General features: G+C 64.9%; 19 protein-coding genes. 13 read left to right on the forward strand and 6 right to left on the reverse strand.

Annotated features, from left to right (window positions below; all coding sequences use genetic code 11):
* Window positions 1–111: 111 nt before the first annotated feature.
* Window positions 112–1,356, reverse strand: a complete 1,245-nt coding sequence (locus ACVWY3_RS18485; RefSeq protein WP_456839745.1) for an ABC transporter substrate-binding protein — start codon at window positions 1,354–1,356, stop codon at window positions 112–114.
* Between the two features lie 86 nt (window positions 1,357–1,442).
* A complete protein-coding gene (locus ACVWY3_RS18490; RefSeq protein ID WP_456839746.1) occupies window positions 1,443–2,258 on the reverse strand; it encodes a putative hydro-lyase in 816 nt (271 codons plus the stop codon).
* 119 nt (window positions 2,259–2,377) lie between these two features.
* On the opposite strand from ACVWY3_RS18490, the gene ACVWY3_RS18495 reads away from it, so the two are divergent.
* The 4 genes from ACVWY3_RS18495 to ACVWY3_RS18510 all read left to right on the forward strand — a co-directional run bounded on the left by ACVWY3_RS18495 (window position 2,378) and on the right by ACVWY3_RS18510 (window position 6,678).
* Window positions 2,378–3,295 carry a LysR family transcriptional regulator gene (locus tag ACVWY3_RS18495; protein ID WP_456839747.1) on the forward strand — a complete coding sequence of 306 codons (918 nt, stop codon included), beginning with the start codon at window positions 2,378–2,380 and terminating at the stop codon, window positions 3,293–3,295.
* Between the two features lie 123 nt (window positions 3,296–3,418).
* Complete coding sequence (locus ACVWY3_RS18500) at window positions 3,419–4,669, forward strand: allantoate amidohydrolase (RefSeq protein WP_456839748.1); 1,251 nt, start codon at window positions 3,419–3,421, stop codon at window positions 4,667–4,669.
* A gap of 12 nt (window positions 4,670–4,681) precedes the next feature.
* Complete coding sequence (locus ACVWY3_RS18505) at window positions 4,682–5,593, forward strand: NAD(P)-dependent oxidoreductase (RefSeq protein WP_456839749.1); 912 nt, start codon at window positions 4,682–4,684, stop codon at window positions 5,591–5,593.
* Between the two features lie 11 nt (window positions 5,594–5,604).
* Window positions 5,605–6,678 carry a malate/lactate/ureidoglycolate dehydrogenase gene (locus ACVWY3_RS18510; protein ID WP_456839750.1) on the forward strand — a complete coding sequence of 358 codons (1,074 nt, stop codon included), beginning with the start codon at window positions 5,605–5,607 and terminating at the stop codon, window positions 6,676–6,678.
* 50 nt (window positions 6,679–6,728) lie between these two features.
* Here ACVWY3_RS18510 and ACVWY3_RS18515 read toward each other — a convergent pair whose 3' ends face one another.
* Entirely contained in the window at window positions 6,729–7,802 is a 1,074-nt protein-coding gene (locus ACVWY3_RS18515; RefSeq protein ID WP_456839751.1) for a tartrate dehydrogenase, read from the reverse strand.
* 156 nt (window positions 7,803–7,958) lie between these two features.
* Here ACVWY3_RS18515 and ACVWY3_RS18520 point away from each other — a divergent pair, with 156 nt between their 5' ends.
* Both ACVWY3_RS18520 and ACVWY3_RS18525 read left to right on the forward strand, forming a co-directional pair.
* Complete coding sequence (locus ACVWY3_RS18520; protein WP_456839752.1) at window positions 7,959–8,735, forward strand: SDR family oxidoreductase; 777 nt, start codon at window positions 7,959–7,961, stop codon at window positions 8,733–8,735.
* A 125-nt stretch (window positions 8,736–8,860) separates the two neighbouring features.
* The gene (locus ACVWY3_RS18525) at window positions 8,861–10,276 is read left to right on the forward strand and encodes an amidase (RefSeq protein ID WP_456839753.1); all 1,416 of its coding nucleotides are present in this window, start codon (window positions 8,861–8,863) and stop codon (window positions 10,274–10,276) included.
* A 64-nt stretch (window positions 10,277–10,340) separates the two neighbouring features.
* Here ACVWY3_RS18525 and ACVWY3_RS18530 read toward each other — a convergent pair whose 3' ends face one another.
* Window positions 10,341–11,447: an amino acid ABC transporter permease gene (locus tag ACVWY3_RS18530; RefSeq protein WP_456839754.1), complete on the reverse strand. Its 1,107-nt coding sequence runs from the start codon at window positions 11,445–11,447 to the stop codon at window positions 10,341–10,343.
* A 3-nt stretch (window positions 11,448–11,450) separates the two neighbouring features.
* Window positions 11,451–12,638, reverse strand: coding sequence for an amino acid ABC transporter permease (locus tag ACVWY3_RS18535; protein WP_456839755.1), 1,188 nt, complete (start codon window positions 12,636–12,638; stop codon window positions 11,451–11,453).
* Between the two features lie 87 nt (window positions 12,639–12,725).
* Here ACVWY3_RS18535 and ACVWY3_RS18540 point away from each other — a divergent pair, with 87 nt between their 5' ends.
* From ACVWY3_RS18540 to ACVWY3_RS18555, 4 genes are all read left to right on the forward strand, one after another.
* On the forward strand, window positions 12,726–13,598 hold the full coding sequence (locus tag ACVWY3_RS18540; protein ID WP_456839756.1) for a MurR/RpiR family transcriptional regulator: 873 nt from the start codon (window positions 12,726–12,728) through the stop codon (window positions 13,596–13,598).
* Window positions 13,599–13,601: 3 nt separating this feature from the next.
* The gene (locus ACVWY3_RS18545; protein WP_456839757.1) at window positions 13,602–14,951 is read left to right on the forward strand and encodes an aspartate aminotransferase family protein; all 1,350 of its coding nucleotides are present in this window, start codon (window positions 13,602–13,604) and stop codon (window positions 14,949–14,951) included.
* A 12-nt stretch (window positions 14,952–14,963) separates the two neighbouring features.
* Window positions 14,964–15,974, forward strand: a complete 1,011-nt coding sequence (locus ACVWY3_RS18550) for an amino acid ABC transporter substrate-binding protein (RefSeq protein ID WP_456839758.1) — start codon at window positions 14,964–14,966, stop codon at window positions 15,972–15,974.
* 167 nt (window positions 15,975–16,141) lie between these two features.
* A complete protein-coding gene (locus ACVWY3_RS18555) occupies window positions 16,142–16,792 on the forward strand; it encodes an aspartate/glutamate racemase family protein (protein ID WP_456839759.1) in 651 nt (216 codons plus the stop codon).
* A 125-nt stretch (window positions 16,793–16,917) separates the two neighbouring features.
* On the opposite strand, the gene ACVWY3_RS18560 is transcribed toward ACVWY3_RS18555, so the two are convergent.
* Window positions 16,918–17,562, reverse strand: coding sequence for a TetR/AcrR family transcriptional regulator (locus ACVWY3_RS18560; protein ID WP_456839760.1), 645 nt, complete (start codon window positions 17,560–17,562; stop codon window positions 16,918–16,920).
* 147 nt (window positions 17,563–17,709) lie between these two features.
* Between ACVWY3_RS18560 and ACVWY3_RS18565 the strand changes: the two genes are divergently transcribed.
* From ACVWY3_RS18565 to ACVWY3_RS18575, 3 genes are read left to right on the forward strand one after another with little or no spacing between them, the layout of a single operon-like run.
* Window positions 17,710–17,919, forward strand: coding sequence for a ferredoxin (locus tag ACVWY3_RS18565; RefSeq protein WP_456839761.1), 210 nt, complete (start codon window positions 17,710–17,712; stop codon window positions 17,917–17,919).
* 59 nt (window positions 17,920–17,978) lie between these two features.
* Window positions 17,979–19,202 carry a cytochrome P450 gene (locus ACVWY3_RS18570; protein ID WP_456839762.1) on the forward strand — a complete coding sequence of 408 codons (1,224 nt, stop codon included), beginning with the start codon at window positions 17,979–17,981 and terminating at the stop codon, window positions 19,200–19,202.
* Between the two features lie 31 nt (window positions 19,203–19,233).
* Entirely contained in the window at window positions 19,234–20,556 is a 1,323-nt protein-coding gene (locus ACVWY3_RS18575; RefSeq protein ID WP_456839763.1) for an MFS transporter, read from the forward strand.
* Window positions 20,557–20,585 lie beyond the last annotated feature (29 nt).

Below are 20,585 nucleotides of genomic sequence, written 5' to 3' on the forward strand. Positions count from 1 at the left end.
AGCAATCCAGACTGCCTCTCCGGCAATTGCCTGGTTTGCTTCGTCGCTTCGCTCCTCGCAATGACGAGGCTCGCGCGACGATCTCGACTTGCTCCCCTGCTCCCGCAGCGCTTACTTCATCGGCCAGGTCGCTTCGGCGATCGCGGCCTGCGGCGGGAAGATGGTGACGAACTTGCCGCCGATATATTGCAGCAGCACCGGGTCGGCGTCGTTGTTCTGGCCCATCTCGTCGAACTTGACGCGCTTCCAGGGCATGATGGTCTGCTCGCCCGGGATGTCGGTCGCCGCCAGCGCATCGCGGATCTTCTCGCCGTCGGTCGACTTGGCGCGGTTGATGGCGTCCGCCAGGATGATCAGGCCCATGAACTGGCGCGAGGTGAGGTCGTTGAAATCCTTGCCCGAGCGCGCCTTGAACATCTCGTTGATCTTGCCGACCATCGGGCGCTTCTGCGCGAGGTCGAGCGAGAAAGTGCCGCGCGAGATCACGCCTTCGAGCTTGTCGCCGACGGCGTCATACAGCGCCTTCTCGGAGAAGCCGGCGTCCTGCGCCACGATCGCGTTCGGCTTGTAGCCGAGCTCGGCCATGGTCTTGACCAGCAAAATGCCGTCCGTGGTGTAGCTCGAGGGCATCAGCACGTCGGCATTGGCCGTCTTGAGCTGCTGCACCTCGGCCGAGAGCGAGGGCGAGTTGGCCCGATATTTGATGTCGGTGACGATCTTGTAGCCGCGCTCGCCGGCGATCTTGGCCTGCGCGTTGCCGGAGTCGGTGCCGAAGATGGTATCTTCGTGGAACAGCGACAGCGTCTCGATCTTCGTCCCCTTCTTCTTCATGGCATCGAAGAAGTCGAACATCGCGGCCGAGTACATCTCGTCATGCGGCGCGGCGCGGAAGTAATATTTCAGGCCGCGGCGATGCAGGCTCGGCGAGGAATTGTCGGCGGAGACGAACGGAATCTGGTAGCGTTCGCAGATCTGGCTGACGGTGACGGCGACTGCGCTCTGATAGGTGCCGATGATGGCGCAGACCTTCTCCTGCGTGATCAGGCGCTCGGCCTCGGCGCGGCCCTTCTGCGGATCGGCCTGGTGGTCGGCGAACACGAGGCGCACCTTGGCGCCGCCAAGCCCCGACAGGCCCTCGCCCTTGGCCAGCGGCAGGTCGAAATCGGTATCCTTGTTGATGACCTCGAGCGCAGTCTCGTAGGCCTTCTGCGCGTCGACGCCCTGCTGTGCGCTGCCGCCGGAGAACGGATAGATCACGCCGATCACGACTTCCGACGTCTGGGCGCGTGCGGCGAGCGGCACCAGCGCAGCAATAGCGGTGGCGCCCAGCAGCACGTCGCGGCGAGTGATCGTCATGGCAAAGTCCCCTGTTGAATTTCGACTGTTCGAATGAAGCGATTGGCGATTAGCGTAAAGCCCGAAGAAGCAGCAAACGCTGCCTCCTAAATCACGGCCATGGCCCTGTTCTTCAGATCTGTCACCAGCATCAGGCCGGGCGAATGCGTGATCGCGAACGGGAGTTTCGCAGCGTTGATTACAGATTGCGGCGTCACGCCGCAGGCCCAGAACACCGGGATCTCGTCGTCGGCGACGGGCACGGGGTCACCATAGTCGGGCTTGGCGATGTCCTTGATGCCGATCAGATGCGGATGGCCGAGATGCACGGGCGCACCGTGCACGGCGGGATAGCGCGACGTGATCTGCACCGCGCGGATCGCGTCCGCCGGCTTGAACGGGCGCATCGACACCACCATGGGGCCGGCGAACGGACCGGCCTCGCCGCAGGCGATGTTCGTGCGGTACATCGGCACGCGCACATTGTGCTCGATGTGGCGGATCGGCATGCCTTCATCGAGCAGCGCCTCTTCGAACGAGAAGGAGCAGCCGAGCACGAAGGTCACGAGGTCGTCGCGCCAATAGCTGGTCACGTCGGTCGGCTCGTCCACCACCTCGCCGTCGCGCCAGACCCGGTAGCGCGGCACGTCGGTGCGGATGTCGAGATCGGCGCCGAGCGCGGGAATGTGCGGGCTGCCGACATCGGACATGCCGATGATCGGGCACGGCTTCGGATTGAGCTGACAGAAGCGGTGAAAGGCACTGGCATATTCGGCCGGCAGGATCGCCAGATTGCCCTGGACGAAGCCCGGAGCGATTCCGGCGGTGGAAGCGACCAGCCCCTCGCGGTAGGCGAGCCGGGCCTTGCGGCTCGGGAGCGTGTCGGGCGTTTCAGTTTGCTGCGCTGCCACTAAAACAGTCATTTGATCGACCTGCCTACGAACTCGACAAGCACAACCAACATCAAGCATACTATAAAGTCTAATCGTCCTTTTTAATCGATATCGATAAACTCGCTTTATCGACCAGGAAAATCCTTCCAATGCTCGACTTCAGGTCGATCGAAACCTTCCTCTGGGTCGTGAAGCTCGGCAGCTTCCGCGGCGCTGCGGCGCGGCTCAATACGACCCAGCCGGCGATCTCCCAGCGCATCGCCCAGCTCGAGCGCGAGATAGGTGTCAAGCTCCTCAACCGCGACCATCGCGTGGCTTCGCCGACGCCGAGCGGGCGGCAGATGATGGTCTATGCGGAGAAGCTGATCGGCCTGCGCGCCCAAATGATGGCGGAGATCGGTGACCGCTCGGCCATGCGCGGCGTGATGCGTCTCGGCGTCGCCGAGACCATCGTACACACCTGGCTGCCGCGCCTCGTGAAGAGCGTGAACGAGGTCTATCCGAACCTGTCGCTGGAGATCGAGGTCGACATCACGCCGAACCTCACTGCGCGCCTGCTCGCACAGGAGATCGAGCTCGCCTTCGTCGTCGGGCCGCTGTCGGCCTCGGGCGTGCATAATCGCGTGCTCGCCGATTATCCGATCGGCTTTCTCGCAAGCCCCTCGCTCGGCCTCGGCAAGGGGCCGGTCACGCCGGCGGAGCTCGCGCGGTTTCCGATCATCACCTTCCCGCGCAAGACGAAGCCTTATGAGGTCGTGCGCGAGGTGTTCGACCGGCCGGAGCTACCGCCGATCCGGCTGCATGCGTCCGCATCGCTTGCGACCGTCATCCACATGGCGGTCGAGGGACTCGGCATCGCCGTGATTCCCGATGCCATCGTCGAGAACGAGCTCGCCGACGGGCGGCTGCAGCTGCTCGACACCGATCTTGCCATCGCGCCGCTGACATTCACCGCGAGCTGGCTCGCCTCGCCCGACGTCGTCGCGGTGGAACGCGTCGCGGAGCTTGCACGTCAGATTGCGCAGAGGAGCCTTGCTGTTGACGCGCCCGTGCTGGCGCGTCATTGAAAAAGGCGCCGGACAACCTTCCACGTCATTCCGGGGCGATGCGACAGCATCGAACCCGGAATCTCGAGATCCCGGGTTCGGCTCTTCGAGCCGCGCCGGAATGACAACTGAGAGACTGACCGTATGAGCCGAGCCGCCACCAATCTGCAAATCGATTCCGCCCGCCTCTGGGGCTCGATCCACGAGACCGCGCAATTCGGCGCGACGGCCAAGGGCGGCGTGCGACGGCTGACGCTGAGCAACGAGGACAAGCAGGTGCGTGACTGGTTCCGAAAGGCCTGCGAAGATGCAGGCCTCGAAGTGCACGTCGATGCGCTCGGCTCGATGTTCGGATTGCGCAAGGGCCGCGACATGTCGAAGCTGCCCGTCGGCATCGGCTCGCACCTCGACACCCAGCCGACCGGCGGCAAGTATGACGGCATTTTGGGAACGCTCGGCGCGCTCGAAGTGATCCGCACGCTCAACGATGCCGGGATCGAAACCGAGGCGCCGATCTGCGTGGTCAACTGGACCAATGAGGAGGGTTCGCGCTTTGCGCCGGCGATGATGGCCTCCGCCGCTTATGTCGGCGATTTCACCACTGACGACATCCTCTCGCGCAAGGACATCGAGGGTACGACCGTCGGCCAGGCGCTCGACAGCATCGGCTATCGCGGCGACAAGCCGGTCGGCTTCCAGAAGCTCGGCTGCTTCGTGGAGCTGCACATCGAGCAGGGCCCGATCCTGGAGGCCGAGGGCAAGACCATCGGCGTGGTCGATTCCGGCCAGGGCGTGCTCTGGTACGACGGCAAGATCTCCGGCTTCGAGAGCCATGCGGGCTCGACCCCGATGCCGCTGCGGCGCGATGCGCTGGCAACGCTTTCCGAGATCGTGCTGGCGATGGAGGCCATCGCCAAGAAGCACGGGCCGAACGCCGTCGGCACTATCGGCGAGGCCGTGATCGCAAATCCCTCGCGCAACGTCATCCCCGGCGAGATCGCCTTCACCATGGATTGCCGCAGCGCTGATGGCGCCATCATGGATGCGCTCGATCGGGACTTGCGCGCCGCCATTGCCGAGATCGCCGCGCGCCGCAAGGTTGACGTGAAGATCGAACTGGTCTGGCGCAAGCCGCCGACGCATTTCGATCCCAAGCTGATCGCAGCCGTCGAGAATGCCGCTAAGACGCTCGGCTATTCCTCTCGTCGCATCACTTCTGGCGCCGGCCACGATGCCTGCAACCTCAACACCGTGATGCCGGCAGCGATGGTGTTCGTGCCCTGCAAGGACGGCATCAGCCACAACGAGCTGGAGGACGCCACGCAGCCTGACTGCGCCGCGGGGACCAACGTGCTCATGCACACCGTGCTGGCGATCGCCGGCGTCGCGTCCTGACCGGAGAGAGCCATGCGCGGAGTTTTCGTCGACGCCAACGAAGCCCTCGCCGTGATCATGGAGCGGCTGGAGAAGCCCGGTGATCCCAAGGTGCGGATCCACCGCGATCCCGATATCAAGCCCGAGCAATACCCTGAGATCCTCGACGGCGCCGAGATCGCGATCGTCGACCACACCGCGCTGCCAACTGAGGTCGCGAAGAAATGTGCAGGGCTGAAGCACGTCGTGTTCCTCGGCACCGGCGCGCGCAGCTACATGAACCCGGAGGAGCTCGCCGAGCTCGGCATCTCCGTGCACCTGATCAAGGGCTATGGCGACACGGCGGTGGCGGAATCCGCGATCGCGCTGATGTGGTCCTCCGCTCGCGTCATCGCGATGATGGATCGCGAGATGCGCGCCGGCAATTGGCTGCGTGAGGACGGCATGCAGCTCACCGGCAAGACGCTCGGCCTGATCGGCTTCGGCGGCATCGCCGCGGAGGTCGCGCGCATCGCGTCCGGCTCAGGCATGAAGGTGATCGCCTGGAACCGCTCGCCGAAGAGCCATCCCGGCGTCGAGTTCACCGATCTCGACAGCGTCTTGGCGCGAAGCGACGTCGTATCGTTGCATCTGCTGCTCAATGACGACACGCGCGGCATGATCACGCGCGAGAAGATCTTTGCGATGAAGCCCGGTGTCATCCTCGTCAACACCGCGCGCGCCGCGATCGTCGACGAAGCCGCCATGATCGACGCGCTGAAGTCGGGCCATATCCGTCATGCCGGCCTCGACGTCTTCAACATCGAGCCCCTGCCCGCCGACCATCCGCTGACCAGGATTCCGAACGTGACGCTGTCGGCGCATTCGGCCTTCCGCACGCCGGAGGCCAGCGAGAACCTGATTGAAGCGGCCTGGGTCCACTGCCGCCGGATCGCGAAAGGATAAGAGCAACGACAATGGCCGACTACCGCACCATCAAGGCTGAGCCGCTCACCAACGTCGTCCGCGCCATTGTCAAGGCCGGCGGCTCCTCGGACCGCGAAGCCGAGCTCGTCTCCACCAACCTCGTCGAGGCCAATCTCAAAGGACATGACTCCCACGGCGTCGGCATGATCCCGCGCTATGTCCAGAGCGTCACCAATGGGGGGCTCGCCGTGAACCAGCACGTCAAGATCGTGCTCGACACTGGCCCACTTCTCACCCTGGACGGCCTCACCGGCTACGGCCAGGTGATCGGCCATGAAGCGATGGAGCTGGCGGCCGAGCGCGCCAAGCGCAACGGCGTGTGTCTCGTCGGCCTCTCCAACTCGCACCACATCGGCCGCATCGGCCAGTGGGCCGAGCAGTGCATCGATCACGGGCTGGTCTCGATCCACTTCGTCAACGTGATCTCACGCCCGATCGTCGCGCCCTGGGGCGGCAGCGATGCCCGCCACGGCACCAACCCGTTCTGCGTGGGCATTCCGCGCAGGGGCAAGGACCCGATCGTGCTCGACTTCGCCACCAGCAGGATCGCGCAAGGCAAGACTCGCGTCGCCCACAACAAGGGCGTCGAGCTCGAGCCCGGCACTATCATCGACAACGAGGGCAAGCCGACCACCAACCCGCGCTACACCGTGATCCCGCCGCATGGCGCCATCCTGCCGTTCGGCGAGCACAAGGGTTCGGGGCTCGCGCTGGTGTGCGAAATCCTCGGCGGCGCGCTCGCCGGCGGGCAAGTGGTCAAGGGCCCGTCCGACGGCAAGTACAACGTCCTCAACGGCATGCTCTCGATCGTCATCGATCCGGACAAGCTCGGCACCGGTGAAAACCTCGCGCGCGAAGTCGAGAGCTTCGTTGCCTGGCACACCGGCTCGCCGCCCGGCCCCGGCGTCGACAAGGTGAAGATCGCCGGTGAGCCCGAACGCGAGACCAAGACGAAGCGCCTGGCCGAAGGCATCCCGGTCGATCCGACCACCTGGCAGGAGATCGTCGAGGCCGGAAAGAAGTTCGGGCTGGATCAGGCCGCGATCGAGAAGATCGCGGGCTGAACGATCATAACCGGTGTCGTCCCGGACGACACCGTGGTTGTTGCTCCGCCTTAGTCCACCATGTCCGCAACTGCCTTGCCGCAGGCGGTGGTGTCGGCATTGCCGCCGAGGTCCTTGGTGCGCAGCGTGCGTTCGGCGAGCGTGCGCTCGATCGCCTCGACGATGGACTTGCCGGCGACCTTCTCGCCGAGATGCTCGAGCATCATCGCGCCGGACCAGATCATGCCGATCGGATTGGCGATGCCTTGCCCTGCGATATCAGGCGCCGAGCCGTGGACCGGCTCGAACACCGAGGGGAAATCTCCTTCCGGATTGATGTTGCCTGACGGTGCGATGCCGATGGTGCCGGTGCAGGCCGGGCCGAGATCGGACAGGATATCGCCGAACAGGTTGGAGCCGACCACGACGTCGAACCAGTCCGGATGCAGCACGAAATTCGCGGTGAGAATGTCGATGTGGTACTTGTCCCACTTCACGCCCGGGAACTTCTTGGCCATCGCCTCCACGCGCTCGTCCCAATAGGGCATGGTGATGGAAATGCCATTCGACTTCGTCGCCGAGGTCAGGTGCTTCTTCGGCCGCGACTGCGCGAGCTCAAAGGCGAACTTCAGGATGCGGTCGACGCCGGTTCGGGTCATCACCGTCTGCTGCGTCACGAACTCGCGATCGGTATCCGGGAACATGCGGCCGCCGACCGAGGAATACTCGCCTTCGGTGTTCTCGCGCACCACCCAGAAATCGATGTCACCGGGCTTGCGGTTTGCCAGCGGCGACGGCACGCCGGGCATCAGCCGCACCGGACGCAAATTCACGTACTGGTCGAACTCGCGGCGGAACTTGATCAGCGAGCCCCACAGCGAGACGTGATCCGGAATCTTGGCCGGCCAGCCGACCGCGCCGAAATAGATCGCATCGTGCTTGCCAATCTTCTCCTTCCAGTCGTCGGGCATCATCTGGCCGTGCTTCTCGTAATAGTCCCAGGACGAGAAGTCGAAATGATCGAATTGCAGCGAGACGCCGTGCTTCTTCGCCGCGGCTTCCAAAACGCGCAAGCCCTCGGGCATCACTTCCTTGCCGATGCCGTCGCCGGGAATGACCGCGATCCGGTATTGTTTCTTGCTCATCGAGAACGTCCTTGGTTGGTCCGGCAGTCGCCGCGTTTTGACTGCACTGCAATGGACCAAACTCGCGGGCAGCGCAACGCTGCACTGCAATGTTGACCATGGCGCCGCCGAGCGCCTACTGATTTCATCCTGTTCTCATCCTCGCGAGTACTCCTCATGGATTTGCATCTGCGTGGCAAGCGCGTCCTGATCACAGGCGCGTCCAAGGGCATTGGCGCTGCCGCCGCCGAGGCGTTCGCCGAGGAAGGCGCGCACCTCCTGCTGGCCGCCCGCAGCGGCGACCAGCTCAAGGCGTTGGCAGAGCGCCTGCGCTCTGCGCACCAGATCGACGCGGCAACCAGCGTGGTGGACCTGCGCAAGGTCGAGGACATTGCACGACTCGCCAAGGACGCCGCCGGCATCGACGTGCTCGTCAACAATGCCGGCGACATCCCGGGCGGCTCGATCGACAAGATCGACGAGGCGACCTGGCGCCACGCCTGGGAATTGAAAGTCTTCGGCTACATCAACCTGACGCGGCAGATCTATGCGCAGATGAAGGCCAGGGGCGGCGGCGTCATCGTCAATGACATCGGCGCCGCCGGCGAGAAATTCGATGCCAATTACATCTGCGGCAGCACGGGCAATGCCGCGCTGATGGCCTTCACCCGTGCGCTCGGGGGAAAAAGCCTCGCCGACAACATCCGCGTGGTCGGCATCAATCCCGGCCCCGTCGGCACCGACCGCCACGTGACGCTGCTCAAGACACGCGCCAAGCACCAGTTCGGCGACGAGAGCCGCTACAAGGAGTTCCAGAAGAGCCTGCCGCTCGGCCGGCCCGCGCATGCGCGCGAGATCGGTGATCTCATGGCGTTCCTGGCCTCGGATCGCGCGGGCTATACGTCCGGCGTGATCTATACGGTGGATGGCGGCATCAGCGCGGGTTGGAGTTAAACTGACATAGAGCATTGAGCATCGTCGTTCCGGGGCGATGCGAAGCATCGAACCCGGAACCTCGAGATTCCGGGTTCGCCCTGCGGGCGCCCCGGAATGACAATCAAGAGGTAGGAGTACGATACTTGTCCCAAGACCTGATCCGCGAAACCGCCTGCACCGTCGTCGACAAGCTGCGCTCGGGGGACGTCTCTCCGCTCGAACTGCTGGATGTGGTGGAGAAGCGCGTCAAGGAGATCGACGGCAAGGTCAACGCGCTGCCGACGCTGTGCTTCGATCGCGCGCGCGACCATGCCAAAGTGCTGATGCAGAAGCCAGCCGGCGCGCGCGGGCTGCTCGCGGGCCTGCCGGTGCCGATCAAGGACCTGACCGACGTCGCAGGCGTCCTGAACACCCAGGGCTCGCCAATCTTCAGGGATAACATCCCTGCAACGTCCGACCTCATGGTCGAGAACCTCGAGGCCAACGGCGCGGTGGTCTACGCCAAGTCCAACACGCCCGAATTCGGCGCCGGTGCCAACACCTTCAACGAGGTGTTCGGCGCGACGCTCAATCCGTGGGATACGTCGAAATCGGCCGCCGGCTCGTCCGGCGGCGCGGCCGTAGCGCTCGCCACCGGCATGGCCTGGCTCGCGCAGGGCTCCGACATGGGCGGCTCCTTGCGCAGCCCCGCGGCATTCTGCGGCGTCGTTGGCATGCGCCCGAGCATCGGCCGGGTCGCGCATACCCCGAAATCGGCGATCGATCGCAATCTCGGCGTGGTCGGCCCGATGGCGCGCAATGTCGAGGACCTCGCGCTGCTGCTCGATGCCATGAGCGGCGACTATGCCGCCGATCCGCTGTCGCTGCCGGCGCCTCTGACCTCGTTCTTGTCGGCGGCGCAATCCGGCAAGAAACCGAGGCGGATTGCCTATTCGCCCGATCTCGGCATCACCCCGGTCGATCCCGAGGTGAAGGCGATCACGCGCAAGGCAGCGGAACGTTTTGCCGAAGCCGGCGTCATCGTCGAAGAGGCGCATCCGGACTGGCGCGAGGCGCATGAATGCTTCCACGTGCTGCGCGCCTTCGATTTCGCGATCACCAAGGCCAACCTGCTGCGCACCAAGCGCGACCTGCTCAAGCCCGAGGTGATCTGGAACATTAACGAAGGTCTCAAGCTCACTGTCGAGCAACTCGCGCGCGCCGAAGCGCAGCGCGTCGGCATGACCGCACGCGCCGTCGAGTTCTTCAAGACGTATGATCTGTTGCTGACGCCGACGACGATCGTGCCGCCCTTCCCGGTCGAGCACCGCTATGTCGCCGAATGTGGCGGCAAGAAATTCGAGAACTACGTCGAATGGCTCGGGATCGTCTATGCGATCACGCTTGCCTGCTGTCCGTCACTGTCGCTGCCCTGTGGTTTCACGGCCTCTGGCCTGCCGGTCGGCGTGCAGGTCGTGGGCGCCCCGCGCGCGGATGCGCAGGTGATCTCGGGCGCCAAGGTGCTGGAGGACATTCTGGACCTTCGCGGCACGACACCGATCGACCCGAAGGTGAAGTAACCGCTCTCGTGCCCCGGACGCAGCGCAGCGCTCACGCGCTGCACCTTGTCCGGGACACCGGACCTTACCTTGCGCTCGTCGCTTCCAAACTTCGGCTATAGCGCGACATCGCGAAGCAGAACACGAAATAGATCGCGGCGACGAAGATGTAGACCTCAACCGAAAACTGCTGCCAGGCCGGATCGATGATCGCGGTCTTGGCCGTGGTGAGCAGGTCGAAGATGCCGATGATCAGCACGAGGCTGGTGTCCTTGAAGAACGCGATGAAGGTGTTGACCAGCGGCGGGATGACATGCCGGATCGCCTGCGGCAGGATGATCAGCCGGTGCTTGCGCCAGTAGGACAGTCCCAGTGCGTCGGCGGCTTCATACTGCCCGCGGGGCACGGCCTGCAGGCCGCCGCGGATGACCTCGGCGAGGTACGCGCCCGCGAACAGGATGATCGCGATCTGCGCGCGCAAGAGCTTGTCGATGTTGAAGCCGGCAGGCATGAACAGCGGGAACATCACGCTCGCCATGAACAGGAGGCTCACCAGCGGCACGCCGCGGATCAGCTCGACATAGAGCACACTGAGCGAGCGGATCGCCGGCAGTTTTGAGCGCCGGCCGAGTGCGACCAGGATGCCGAGCGGGAATCCGAACGCCAATCCGAATGTCGCCAGGATGAGCGTCACCGGCAGGCCGCCCCAACGGTCCTGCGAGACGAAGGAGAGCCCGAACAGGCCGCCCCACATCAGCAGGCTGATCAGCGCCAGCGCCCCGATCCAGACATAGACGAGTTCGCGCCGCCACAGGGCGCGGCGGGTCGAGAGATAATACAGCGCGATGAACAGCAGCACCGACAGCGCCGGCCGCCACTGCTCGTCGAACGGATAGGTACCGAACAGGATGAAACGATATTTTTCCGGAATGATCGCCCAGCAGGCGCCAAGCCCACGCACCGCGCGGCAGGCGCTGGAATCGTTCGCCGGCGTCAGCCAGACCGCATTGGCAATGCCCCATTGCACGAAGCTGAAAATGCCCTTGGCGAGCAGCGCCAGCAGCACGACCGTGAGGATGCCGTTCGGGATCGACGAAAACAGATTCGTGCGCAGCCAGCGCAGCACGGGATTGCCGGCTTGCGGGCGGCGGGCTGCCCGTGGTGCATCGGGCATGTCGGTGATCGCGGTCATTCGTCAGCGCTCCACCAGCGCGATGCGCGCATTGTACCAGTTCATGAAGAAGCTGATGGACAGGCTGATGGTCAAAAACACAGCCATGATCAGCGCGATCGCTTCGATCGCCTGCCCGGTCTGGTTCAACGTGGTGTTGGCGACCGAGACCACGTCCTGGTAGCCGATCGCGACCGCGAGCGAGGAGTTCTTGGTGAGGTTCAGATACTGGCTCGTCATCGGTGGCACGATGACTCGCAGCGCTTGCGGCAGGATGATCTGTCGCAGCATGAAGCTGCGGCGCAGACCAAGTGCATTGGCGGCATCCCACTGCCCGCGCGGCACCGACTGGATGCCGCTGCGCACGATCTCGGCGATGAAGGCGGACGTGTAAGTCACGAGCGCAATCAGCAGCGCGAAATATTCCGGCGCGAGCGTCAGGCCGCCGACGAAGTTGAAGCCGCGCAGCTGCGGCCACTCGATCGTCCAGGAGACGCCGAGCACCAGCGAAACGGCCGCAGGCAGCGCGACGATGAGACCAAGCGCGAACGGCCAGGCCGGCCGCGGTTTGCCGTCGCGCATCTGCTGCGCGACCAACCATCGCCGGATCAGATAGAACGCGGCAATCCCGAGCACAGCCGTGCCGAGTACCCAGAGCTGCGGCGCTCCGACCGGGATCGCCGGCAGGATCAGGCCGCGATTGGACAGGAACACCCCCTCGACCGGCCGCCATGCCGCGCGCGCGGCCGGCAGCGCCTGCATCAGCACGTACCAGAACAAGAGTTGAAGCAGCAGCGGGATGTCGCGGAGAGTCTCGACATAGACGGCGGCGAGCCGCGACAGCAGCCAATTCGCCGACAGCCTGGAGATGCCGATCAGCGTGCCCAGGAGGGTGGCGAGCACGATGCCGATCACCGCGACGCGCAGGGTGTTGGCGACGCCGACGACGAACGCCCAGAAATACGTATCCCTCGGACTATAAGCGAGCAGGCTGTCCGCGATGGGCATGCCGGCCTCGCGGCCAAGGAAGGCAAAGCCGGTCGTGATGCGGCGGGCCGACAGATTGGTGACGGTGTTGGACCAGAGGAAAGCGATGACCGCGACCGCGATCCCGACCACCAGCACCTGCCAGAGCAGGCCCTTCAGCTCGCGGGGGCCCCATGCACCGAACAGGCGGCGGCGCGGCGGCGGCCTTGGCGTGTCTGATGTCACAGCACAAAAATCCTTCTCAAAAGCAACGATTTCCGGCGGCGCACGTCAACTGTTGCACCAATCCTGGATTCATGCAACAAATGTTTCATGGCCGAGCCCGCGAAATCCTCGCCGCTGAGCGAACTGCGCATCGCATTGCCATCGCTTCCCCTGCGCCTGCAGGAGGTCGGCCGCTTCGTCGCCGCCAATGATTACGACGCCACCACCCGTTCGATGCGCGATCTCGCCGCCGAAGCCGGCGCCGATCCCGCCGCCTTCACCCGGCTTGCCAAGGCGATCGGCTATTCCGGCTGGGACGAGCTGCGCGCGGCGCTGACCGAAGCGCGGCGGCCGTTGCAGACCTCGCCGTTTTCCGCCAGGGCGAAGGGCCGGCGTCATGGCCCCAACGTCGATGTCGCGCTGGTCATCGACAAGCTCGAAGCTGAAGCTGCCGGTCTTCCGCGCATTCCGGCACAACCCATTGCGGCCGCAGCCCGCGCGCTGCACGAAGCCAAGCGGATCTGGATCGCCGGCTACCGCAGCTGCCGCAGCGTCGCGGAGCTCTTGAACTACGAGCTGCGGCTGTTCCGCCCCGAACAGGTGCAGCTTGTCGGCGCATCCGGTCCCGACGATCTCGATCTCGGCGCCTTTCGTTCCGGCGAGGCGGTGATCGTCATCGGCTTTCTGCCCTACACGAACGCGAGCGTGCGGGTCGCACAAGCCGCTCATCGCGCCGGTGCAACGCTGATTGCGATCGCGGACAGCCTCTCGGCACCGATGGCCGAGGGCGCCGACCAGGTGCTGCTGTTCGAAGCGGCTTCCTCCCCCGGGTTCTTCCCCAGCCTCACCGGAGCCATCGCGATCGCACAGTCACTGGCCGCAGTGACGTTCTCGCTCGGCGGCACTGCCGCGAAGAAGCGCCTGGAACATACCGAGGCGCGGCTCGCCGCTGCCTCCACCTACGTCTCAGAGAAAGGTTGAGTCATGGGCACCCGTACCAGCCGCGTGCTGCACCGCTCGCTCCGCGAAACGCCGCCCAAGGCGATCGGCGGCGAAGGCGTCTATCTCTTTGCGGAGGACGGACGACGCGTGATCGATGCGTCCGGCGGTGCGGCGGTCTCCTGCCTCGGCCACCAGCATCCCCGCGTGATCGCGGCGATCGCCAAGCAGGCCTCGACGCTGGCCTATGCCCACACCGCCTTCTTCTCATCCGAGCCGGCCGAGGCGCTCGCCGAAACCCTGGTCGGGCACGAGCCCGGCGGCCTCGCCTACGCCTATTTCGTCAGCGGCGGATCGGAGGCGATCGAAGCCAGCATCAAGCTGGCGCGGCAATACTTCATCGAACGCGGCGAGCCGCAGCGGCAGCATTTCATCGCGCGGCGGCAGAGCTATCACGGCAACACGCTCGGCGCGCTCGCCGCCGGCGGCAATGCCTGGCGCCGCGCACCCTACGCGCCGCTGCTCTCGGCCGCGTTCAGCCATGTGACGCCGGCTTTCGCCTATCACGAGAAGCACGACGGCGAGTCCGATGCGCAGTTCGTCGCGCGTCTTGCCGCGGAGCTGGAGGCCGAGTTTCAGCGGCTTGGTCCCGATACTGTCGCAGCATTCCTCGCCGAGCCCGTCGTTGGCGCCACCGCCGGCGCCGTGACGGCACCGGACGGCTACTTCAAGGCGGTTCGCGAGATCTGCGACCGGCATGGCGCGCTGCTCATTCTGGACGAGGTCATGAGCGGCATGGGCCGCACCGGCACGACGCACGCCTGGGAGCAGGAAGGCATCGCGCCCGACATTCAGGCGATCGCAAAGGGTCTCGGCGGCGGGTACCAGCCGATCGGCGCGATGCTCGCGAGCAGAGAGATCATCGACACCATCCGGTCCGGCTCCGGCGCATTCCAGCACGGCCACACCTATCTCGCCCATCCCCTCGCCTGCGCAGCCGCGCTTGCAGTGCAGGAGGTGATCCGCGAGGACCGTCTGCTCGATCGCGTGAGGGAGCGCGGCAAGCAGCTCGAGCAGCGCCTGACCGAGCGCTTCGGCAATCATCGCCATGTCGGCGACATCAGGGGCCGCGGCCTGTTCTGGGCGATCGAGCTCGTCGCCGATCGAGTCAGCCGCACCTCGTTCGACCCGGCGCTGAAGCTGCACCAGAAGATCAAGGCCGAGGCCTTCGCGAACGGGCTCGGCTGCTATCCCGGCGGCGGCACCGCGGATGGGGTCCGCGGCGATCATGTGCTGCTGGCGCCGCCCTATATCGCCTCGGCAGGCGAGATCGATCAGATCGTCGATAAGCTCGGCACGGCCGTCGACAACGTGTTGCGTAGTGTCAATCACTGAGGGGAGAGTAGAATGAGGAAAGTGGTCATCGCAGCGGGCGTGCTCGCCGCATCGACGATCGTCGCATCGGCGGCGACGCTGGATACGGTGAAAAGCCGCGGCACGCTGGTGTGCGGCGTCAGCGCTGGCTTTGCCGGCTTCTCCGCGCCGGACTCGCAGGGCAATTACAAAGGTCTCGACGTCGACTATTGCCGCGCGCTCGCAGCCGGCGTGCTCGGTGATCCCAGCAAGGTGCGCTACGTCTCGCTGACGGCGCAGAACCGCTTCACCGCCCTGCAATCGGGCGAGATCGATGTGCTCTACCGCAACTCGACGCAGACCTATTTGCGCGGCGTCACGCTGGGCCTGCGGCAAGGCCCGATCAATTTCTACGACGGCCAGGGCTTTGTTGTGAAGAAGGACCTCGGCGTGAAAGAGCTGAAGGACCTCAAGGGCGCCACCGTCTGTGTCGCACAGGGCACCACGCATGAGGTCACGCTAGGCGATTACGGCCGGGCCAACGGCATCGATTGGAAGCCGCTGGTGTTCGACCGCGTCGACACCATGTACCAGACCTTCTTTGGCGGCCGCTGCGACGCCATGACCCAGGACGCCTCCGCGCTCGCAGGCGCCGTCACGACCGCCGCCCCGAACCCTGCGGATTACGTCGTGCTGCCGCAGACCATCAGCAAGGAGCCGCTCGGTCCCTTCACCCGCAACGGCGACGAGGTGTGGAGCGACATCATCACCTGGCTGCATTACGGCCTGATCGAAGCCGAGGAGCTCGGCGTCACGCAAGCCAATGTCGAGGAGATGACGAAGTCGCAGACGCCCGCGATCCAGCGCCTGCTGGGCGCCACCGGCGATCTCGGCTCGCGGCTCGGTCTCGACAACAAATGGCTGGTGACAGTGATCAAGGCCACCGGCAATTATGGCGAGATCTACGAGCGCAATGTCGGCAAGGCGAGCCCGCTCAAGCTCGAGCGCGGTCTCAACGGCCTCTGGAGCAAGGGCGGCTTGATGTACGCGATACCATTCAAGTAAAAATCTCGCGTGTCCCGGACGCGCTGCAGCGTCCCGGCGATGCGAAGCATCGTCCGGCACGCTGCTGCGCAGAGCCGGGACCCAGCAGCGACAATGGGCCCCGGTTCTGCAGCGCAATACTTCGCATTGCGCTGCGCCCGGGGCACGAGACCGGGTCTACGCGCTCAATGACAATGCCCCCTCGCATCGCCCTGATCCACGCCCTCAAGCACTCCATCGGCCCGATCGAGGCGGCCTTCGCGAAGGTGTGGCCGGAGGCGCGGCTGATGAACCTGCTTGACGACAGCTTGTCGGCGGATCTGGCGCGCGCCGGTGCACTCAACGATGCCATGACCGAGCGCTTCCTCGCGCTCGGCGACTATGCGGCGGCGACCGGAGCAGATGCGATCCTGTTCACCTGCTCGGCCTTCGGTACCTGCATCGAGGCGGTGGCGCGGGCACATGCGCCGACGCCGGTGCTGAAGCCCAATGAAGCGATGATCGAACGTGCCGTGACGATGGGCAAGCGGATCGGCCTGCTCTCGACCTTCCCGCCGACGCTGGCCTCGATGCCGCCGGAGTTTCCCGCCTCCGTTCAGCTGGTACCGAAACTCGCCGAGGGCGCCCTGGCGGCGCTCGACCGCGGGGACCGCGCCACGCACGACCGGCTGATCGCGGAAGCCTCGCGTGACCTGCGCGATTGCGACGTCATCGCGCTGGCGCAGTTCAGCATCGCGGCAACAGCGCCGCTGGTCGCGGAGGCGACCGGCCGTCCCGTGGTGACAACGCCTGACAGCGCGGTCGACAAGCTGATGCGGCTGCTCAAGGCGAAAACCTAAAGCATGACCCGGAAAAAATGCGCAGCGGTTTTCCCTCGCGACAAACGCGGAACGCGTTTGCGCGGAGATCATGCTCAAACAACAACCTGAAGCGCGATGATGATTCATCCAAATCTCGTCGCGCTTTAGGCGCCAGTCTTCTGACGCCGCGCATCCTTGATCGCAACCGCGAGTGCGGCCTTCGTCTCGTTGACAAAATCCTCGACCAGCTCCTCGCGCGTGGCGTGCGCCGACTCGCCGGTGAACAGGCCCTGCTCGGCCAGCATCACCACGCCGTGCAGGGCGGCCCAGATCTTGAGAGCCTGCCGCTCGCGCAAATAGCCGACGGCCGGCGCTTCCAGCGCCTCGATCACGAGCCCAAACGTCTCCCGCGTCGCCGCGTGCAGCTCGCTGCCCTTGGCCGCGCATGACACGGTGCGGGATGCGAACATCAATCGGTAGATGCCGTTGCGGCGCAACCCGAAATCGAGCATCGCCTGCGCCAGCCGCGACAGTTTTGATTGCTTCGACGGCTTCGCCATCGCCTCGCGCAGGATCGCACTGAGCTGGCGGAACGCTTCCGCCGTCGCCGCCGCAAGCAGCGCCTCCCGATCGGCAAAGTGGCGGTAGGGCGCCGGCTGCGAGACGCCGAGCTGCTTTGCCAGCGCCTTGATGCTGATTGCTTCCGCCCCGCCCTGCTCCGCTTCGCGCAACGCGGCCTTGATCAGAGCGTCGCGGAGATCGCCGTGGTGGTAGGTCTTCTCGGGCTTGCGGGCTAGTTTTGAGCGCATGTTGCGGCCAACCTATAAGTTTGCGCTTGACAGGGGAAGCCTGTCGCGAATGTAATAGCATATAACTTAGAACAAGCCGCAAATGTCGCGGTCAAGATTGAGGAACGCGCGCCCTTCGGGCCACGCGCATACGACCGAGGAGCCGCCATGACAGAGCGACTGAGGGTTCACGTCGATCCCGACAAGTGCCAGGGCCACGCGCGCTGCAAGGCGCTGGCGCCGGAGCTGTTCGAGCTCGACGCGTACGGCAACGCCCATGAGGCCGGTGACGGCGTCGTTCCGCCGGGCCTCGAAGACAAGGCCTGGCTTGCCAAATCCAACTGCCCGGAAATCGCGATCGATGTGATCGAAGAGTAGCGGGACCTCCCCGCGCCCCGCGTGCTTTGAGCGAACACGAGCTACAAGGGATTTTCGAGATGTCCGACGTCAGCCAGCCCGCCGCCCATCCGCCCGTGACCGACTGGGTCCATGATTTCGATCACACGGACCCGCAATGGACCGACGATCCGTTCCCGATCTGGGAGGAATTGCGCGCCGCAAGCCCGGTCGTGCACACCCAGCGCTTCCTCGGCTGCTACATGCCGACGACCTACGAAGCGGTGCGCGCGATCGCCAACGATACCGAGCATTTCTCCTCCCGCCGCATCATTGTCCGCGACGTGCGGCCGGAGATCACGAGCAGGAACGCCGCCCCGCCGATCACGTCCGATCCGCCCGCGCACAAGCCGGCCAAGCAGCTGCTGCTGCCGCCTTTCACACCGGACGCAATGAAGAAGCTCGAGCCGCGGGTGCGCGCGATCTGCAACGAACTGATCGACGGCTTCGTCGCCGAAGCACGGATCGACGCGGCGGAGCGCTATACCAAGCACATCCCGGTGCGCGCGATCGCGCATATGCTCGGCATTCCCGAGACCGACAGCGACCTCTTCATCAACTGGATTCACATGATCCTCGAGCTCGGCATCAAGGACGAGAACGTGCTGCTGCAGGCGGTGGAGGAGATGAGCGCTTATTTCAGCGGACACATCGAGGCGCGCAAGAAGAAGCCGACCGACGATCTGATCTCCTACCTGATGAATGCGAAGGACAAGGAGGGCAATCCGCTCGAGGACTCCCACGTGCTGGGCTCGCTGCGGCTGCTCCTGATCGCCGGCATCGACACCACCTGGAGCGCGATCGGCTCCTCGCTGTGGCACCTCGCCCGGACACCGGCAGACCGCGAGCGGCTGATCGCCGAGCCCGGGCTGATCCCGACCGCGGTGGAGGAGCTGCTGCGCGCCTATTCGCCGGTGACGATGGCGCGCGAGGTGGTCAAGGAAACCACCATCTCCGGCTGCCCGGTGAAGCCAGGCAACATGGTGCTGTTGTCCTTTCCGGCCGCCAATCGCGATCCAAAGATGTTTCCGGACGCTGACAAAGTCGTGATCGACCGCCGCGAGAATCGTCATGCCGCCTTCGGCCTCGGCATCCACCGCTGCGTCGGTTCCAATCTTGCACGCATGGAGATGCAGGTTGCGCTGGAGGAATGGCTGAAGCGCATTCCGGATTTCCGCCTCGATCCGGCAGGCACCGTGACCTGGTCGCAGGGCACGGTGCGAGGCCCCCGCCAGTTGCCATTTTTGCTGGGAAAGGCGATGTAGGCTTTTTCCAGGACCAACGGAGAGGCCGGACGTGACTGAGCAAGCAACCCAACCGGCCTCCGACCACTTCGACATCGCCGACGCCGAGCGGCGGATCAAGGCGATCTTCATCGGTTCCGTCGGCAACCTCGTCGAGTGGTACGATTTCTACGCCTATACGGCGTTCGCGCTCTATTTCGCCCCGGCGTTCTTCCCTGGCAACGACCCGGTCGTGCAGCAGCTGAACGCGGCCGTGGTGTTCGCGGCGACCTTCCTGATGCGCCCGCTGGGCGGCTGGTTCTTCGGCTATCTCGCCGACCATTTCGGCCGACGCATCTCGCTGACCCTGTCGGTCGTCTTCATGTGCTTCGGCTCGCTCATCATCGCGTTGACACCGACCTATGCCACGATCGGGTTTGCCGCGCCGTTGATCCTGGCGCTCGCCCGCGTGATCGAGGGCCTCAGCCTCGGCGGCGAATATGGCGCCAGCGCCACTTACCTGAGCGAGGTCGCCGATCCCAAGCACCGCGGCTTTTATTCCAGCTTCCAGTACGTCACGCTGATCGGCGGCCAGCTCACCGCGATCATCGTGCTGCTGCTCCTGCAAAAGGTCTTCCTCACGCCGGAGGAGCTGAAAGCCTGGGGCTGGCGCATCCCGTTCGCGATCGGCGCCGCGCTCGCGATCTTCGCAGCCGTTATGCGGCGCGGCCTGCACGAGACCGAGGCGTTCGTGGAGGCCAAGAAGGTGGTGAAGCCGACGGGCTCGCTCGCCAATCTGCTGCGTTACCCGCGCGAGCTGCTGCTCGTGGTCGGCCTCACCGCCGGCGGCACCGCAGCGTTCTACACCTTCACCACCTACATGCAGACTTTCGTCAAGCTCTCGGTCGGATTGACCGAGGACCAGACCACCTTCGTGATCTTCGGCACGCTGATCTTCGCGACCATCCTGCAGCCGATCTACGGCGCGATCTCCGACCGGATCGGCCGCAAGCCGCTGTTGATCTTCTTCGGTGCCGCCGGCACGCTCGCGACCGTGCCGCTCTTGATGACGCTGAAGGAGACCAAATCGCCCTTCATGGCGTTCATCTTGATCTGCTGCGCCTGGCTGTTCGTCGCCGGCTACACCTCGATCAACGCGGTGGTGAAGGCCGAGCTGTTCCCGACCAATGTCCGGGCGCTCGGCGTCGGCCTGCCCTATGCGATCACGGTCTCGATCTTCGGCGGCACGGCGCCGGCGATCGCGCTCTATTTCAAGAGCATCGGGCACGAGGACTGGTTCTATTATTATCTCGCCGGAATCATCTTCCTGTCGCTGATCATTTATTCCACCATGCGCGACACCAAGCACGCCTCCGCGATGCATCGCCACGAGTAGCTCATTCACGAGTAGCCCATCCACGAGTA

The sequence above is a fragment of the Bradyrhizobium sp. USDA 4486 genome (assembly GCF_054057995.1).

Bases quoted from the DNA above. Each gene is read 5' to 3' on its own strand.
- ACVWY3_RS18500 (WP_456839748.1), top strand. From the start codon at position 3,419: ATGAGCCGAGCCGCCACCAATCTGCAAATCGATTCCGCCCGCCTCTGG.
- ACVWY3_RS18565 (WP_456839761.1), top strand. From the start codon at position 17,710: ATGACAGAGCGACTGAGGGTTCACGTCGATCCCGACAAGTGCCAGGGC.
- ACVWY3_RS18520 (WP_456839752.1), top strand. From the start codon at position 7,959: ATGGATTTGCATCTGCGTGGCAAGCGCGTCCTGATCACAGGCGCGTCC.
- ACVWY3_RS18490 (WP_456839746.1), bottom strand. From the start codon at position 2,258: ATGACTGTTTTAGTGGCAGCGCAGCAAACTGAAACGCCCGACACGCTC.
- ACVWY3_RS18505 (WP_456839749.1), top strand. From the start codon at position 4,682: ATGCGCGGAGTTTTCGTCGACGCCAACGAAGCCCTCGCCGTGATCATG.
- ACVWY3_RS18570 (WP_456839762.1), top strand. From the start codon at position 17,979: ATGTCCGACGTCAGCCAGCCCGCCGCCCATCCGCCCGTGACCGACTGG.
- ACVWY3_RS18510 (WP_456839750.1), top strand. From the start codon at position 5,605: ATGGCCGACTACCGCACCATCAAGGCTGAGCCGCTCACCAACGTCGTC.
- ACVWY3_RS18540 (WP_456839756.1), top strand. From the start codon at position 12,726: ATGGCCGAGCCCGCGAAATCCTCGCCGCTGAGCGAACTGCGCATCGCA.
- ACVWY3_RS18550 (WP_456839758.1), top strand. From the start codon at position 14,964: ATGAGGAAAGTGGTCATCGCAGCGGGCGTGCTCGCCGCATCGACGATC.
- ACVWY3_RS18530 (WP_456839754.1), bottom strand. From the start codon at position 11,447: ATGACCGCGATCACCGACATGCCCGATGCACCACGGGCAGCCCGCCGC.
- ACVWY3_RS18560 (WP_456839760.1), bottom strand. From the start codon at position 17,562: ATGCGCTCAAAACTAGCCCGCAAGCCCGAGAAGACCTACCACCACGGC.
- ACVWY3_RS18495 (WP_456839747.1), top strand. From the start codon at position 2,378: ATGCTCGACTTCAGGTCGATCGAAACCTTCCTCTGGGTCGTGAAGCTC.
- ACVWY3_RS18485 (WP_456839745.1), bottom strand. From the start codon at position 1,356: ATGACGATCACTCGCCGCGACGTGCTGCTGGGCGCCACCGCTATTGCT.
- ACVWY3_RS18545 (WP_456839757.1), top strand. From the start codon at position 13,602: ATGGGCACCCGTACCAGCCGCGTGCTGCACCGCTCGCTCCGCGAAACG.
- ACVWY3_RS18555 (WP_456839759.1), top strand. From the start codon at position 16,142: ATGACAATGCCCCCTCGCATCGCCCTGATCCACGCCCTCAAGCACTCC.
- ACVWY3_RS18515 (WP_456839751.1), bottom strand. From the start codon at position 7,802: ATGAGCAAGAAACAATACCGGATCGCGGTCATTCCCGGCGACGGCATC.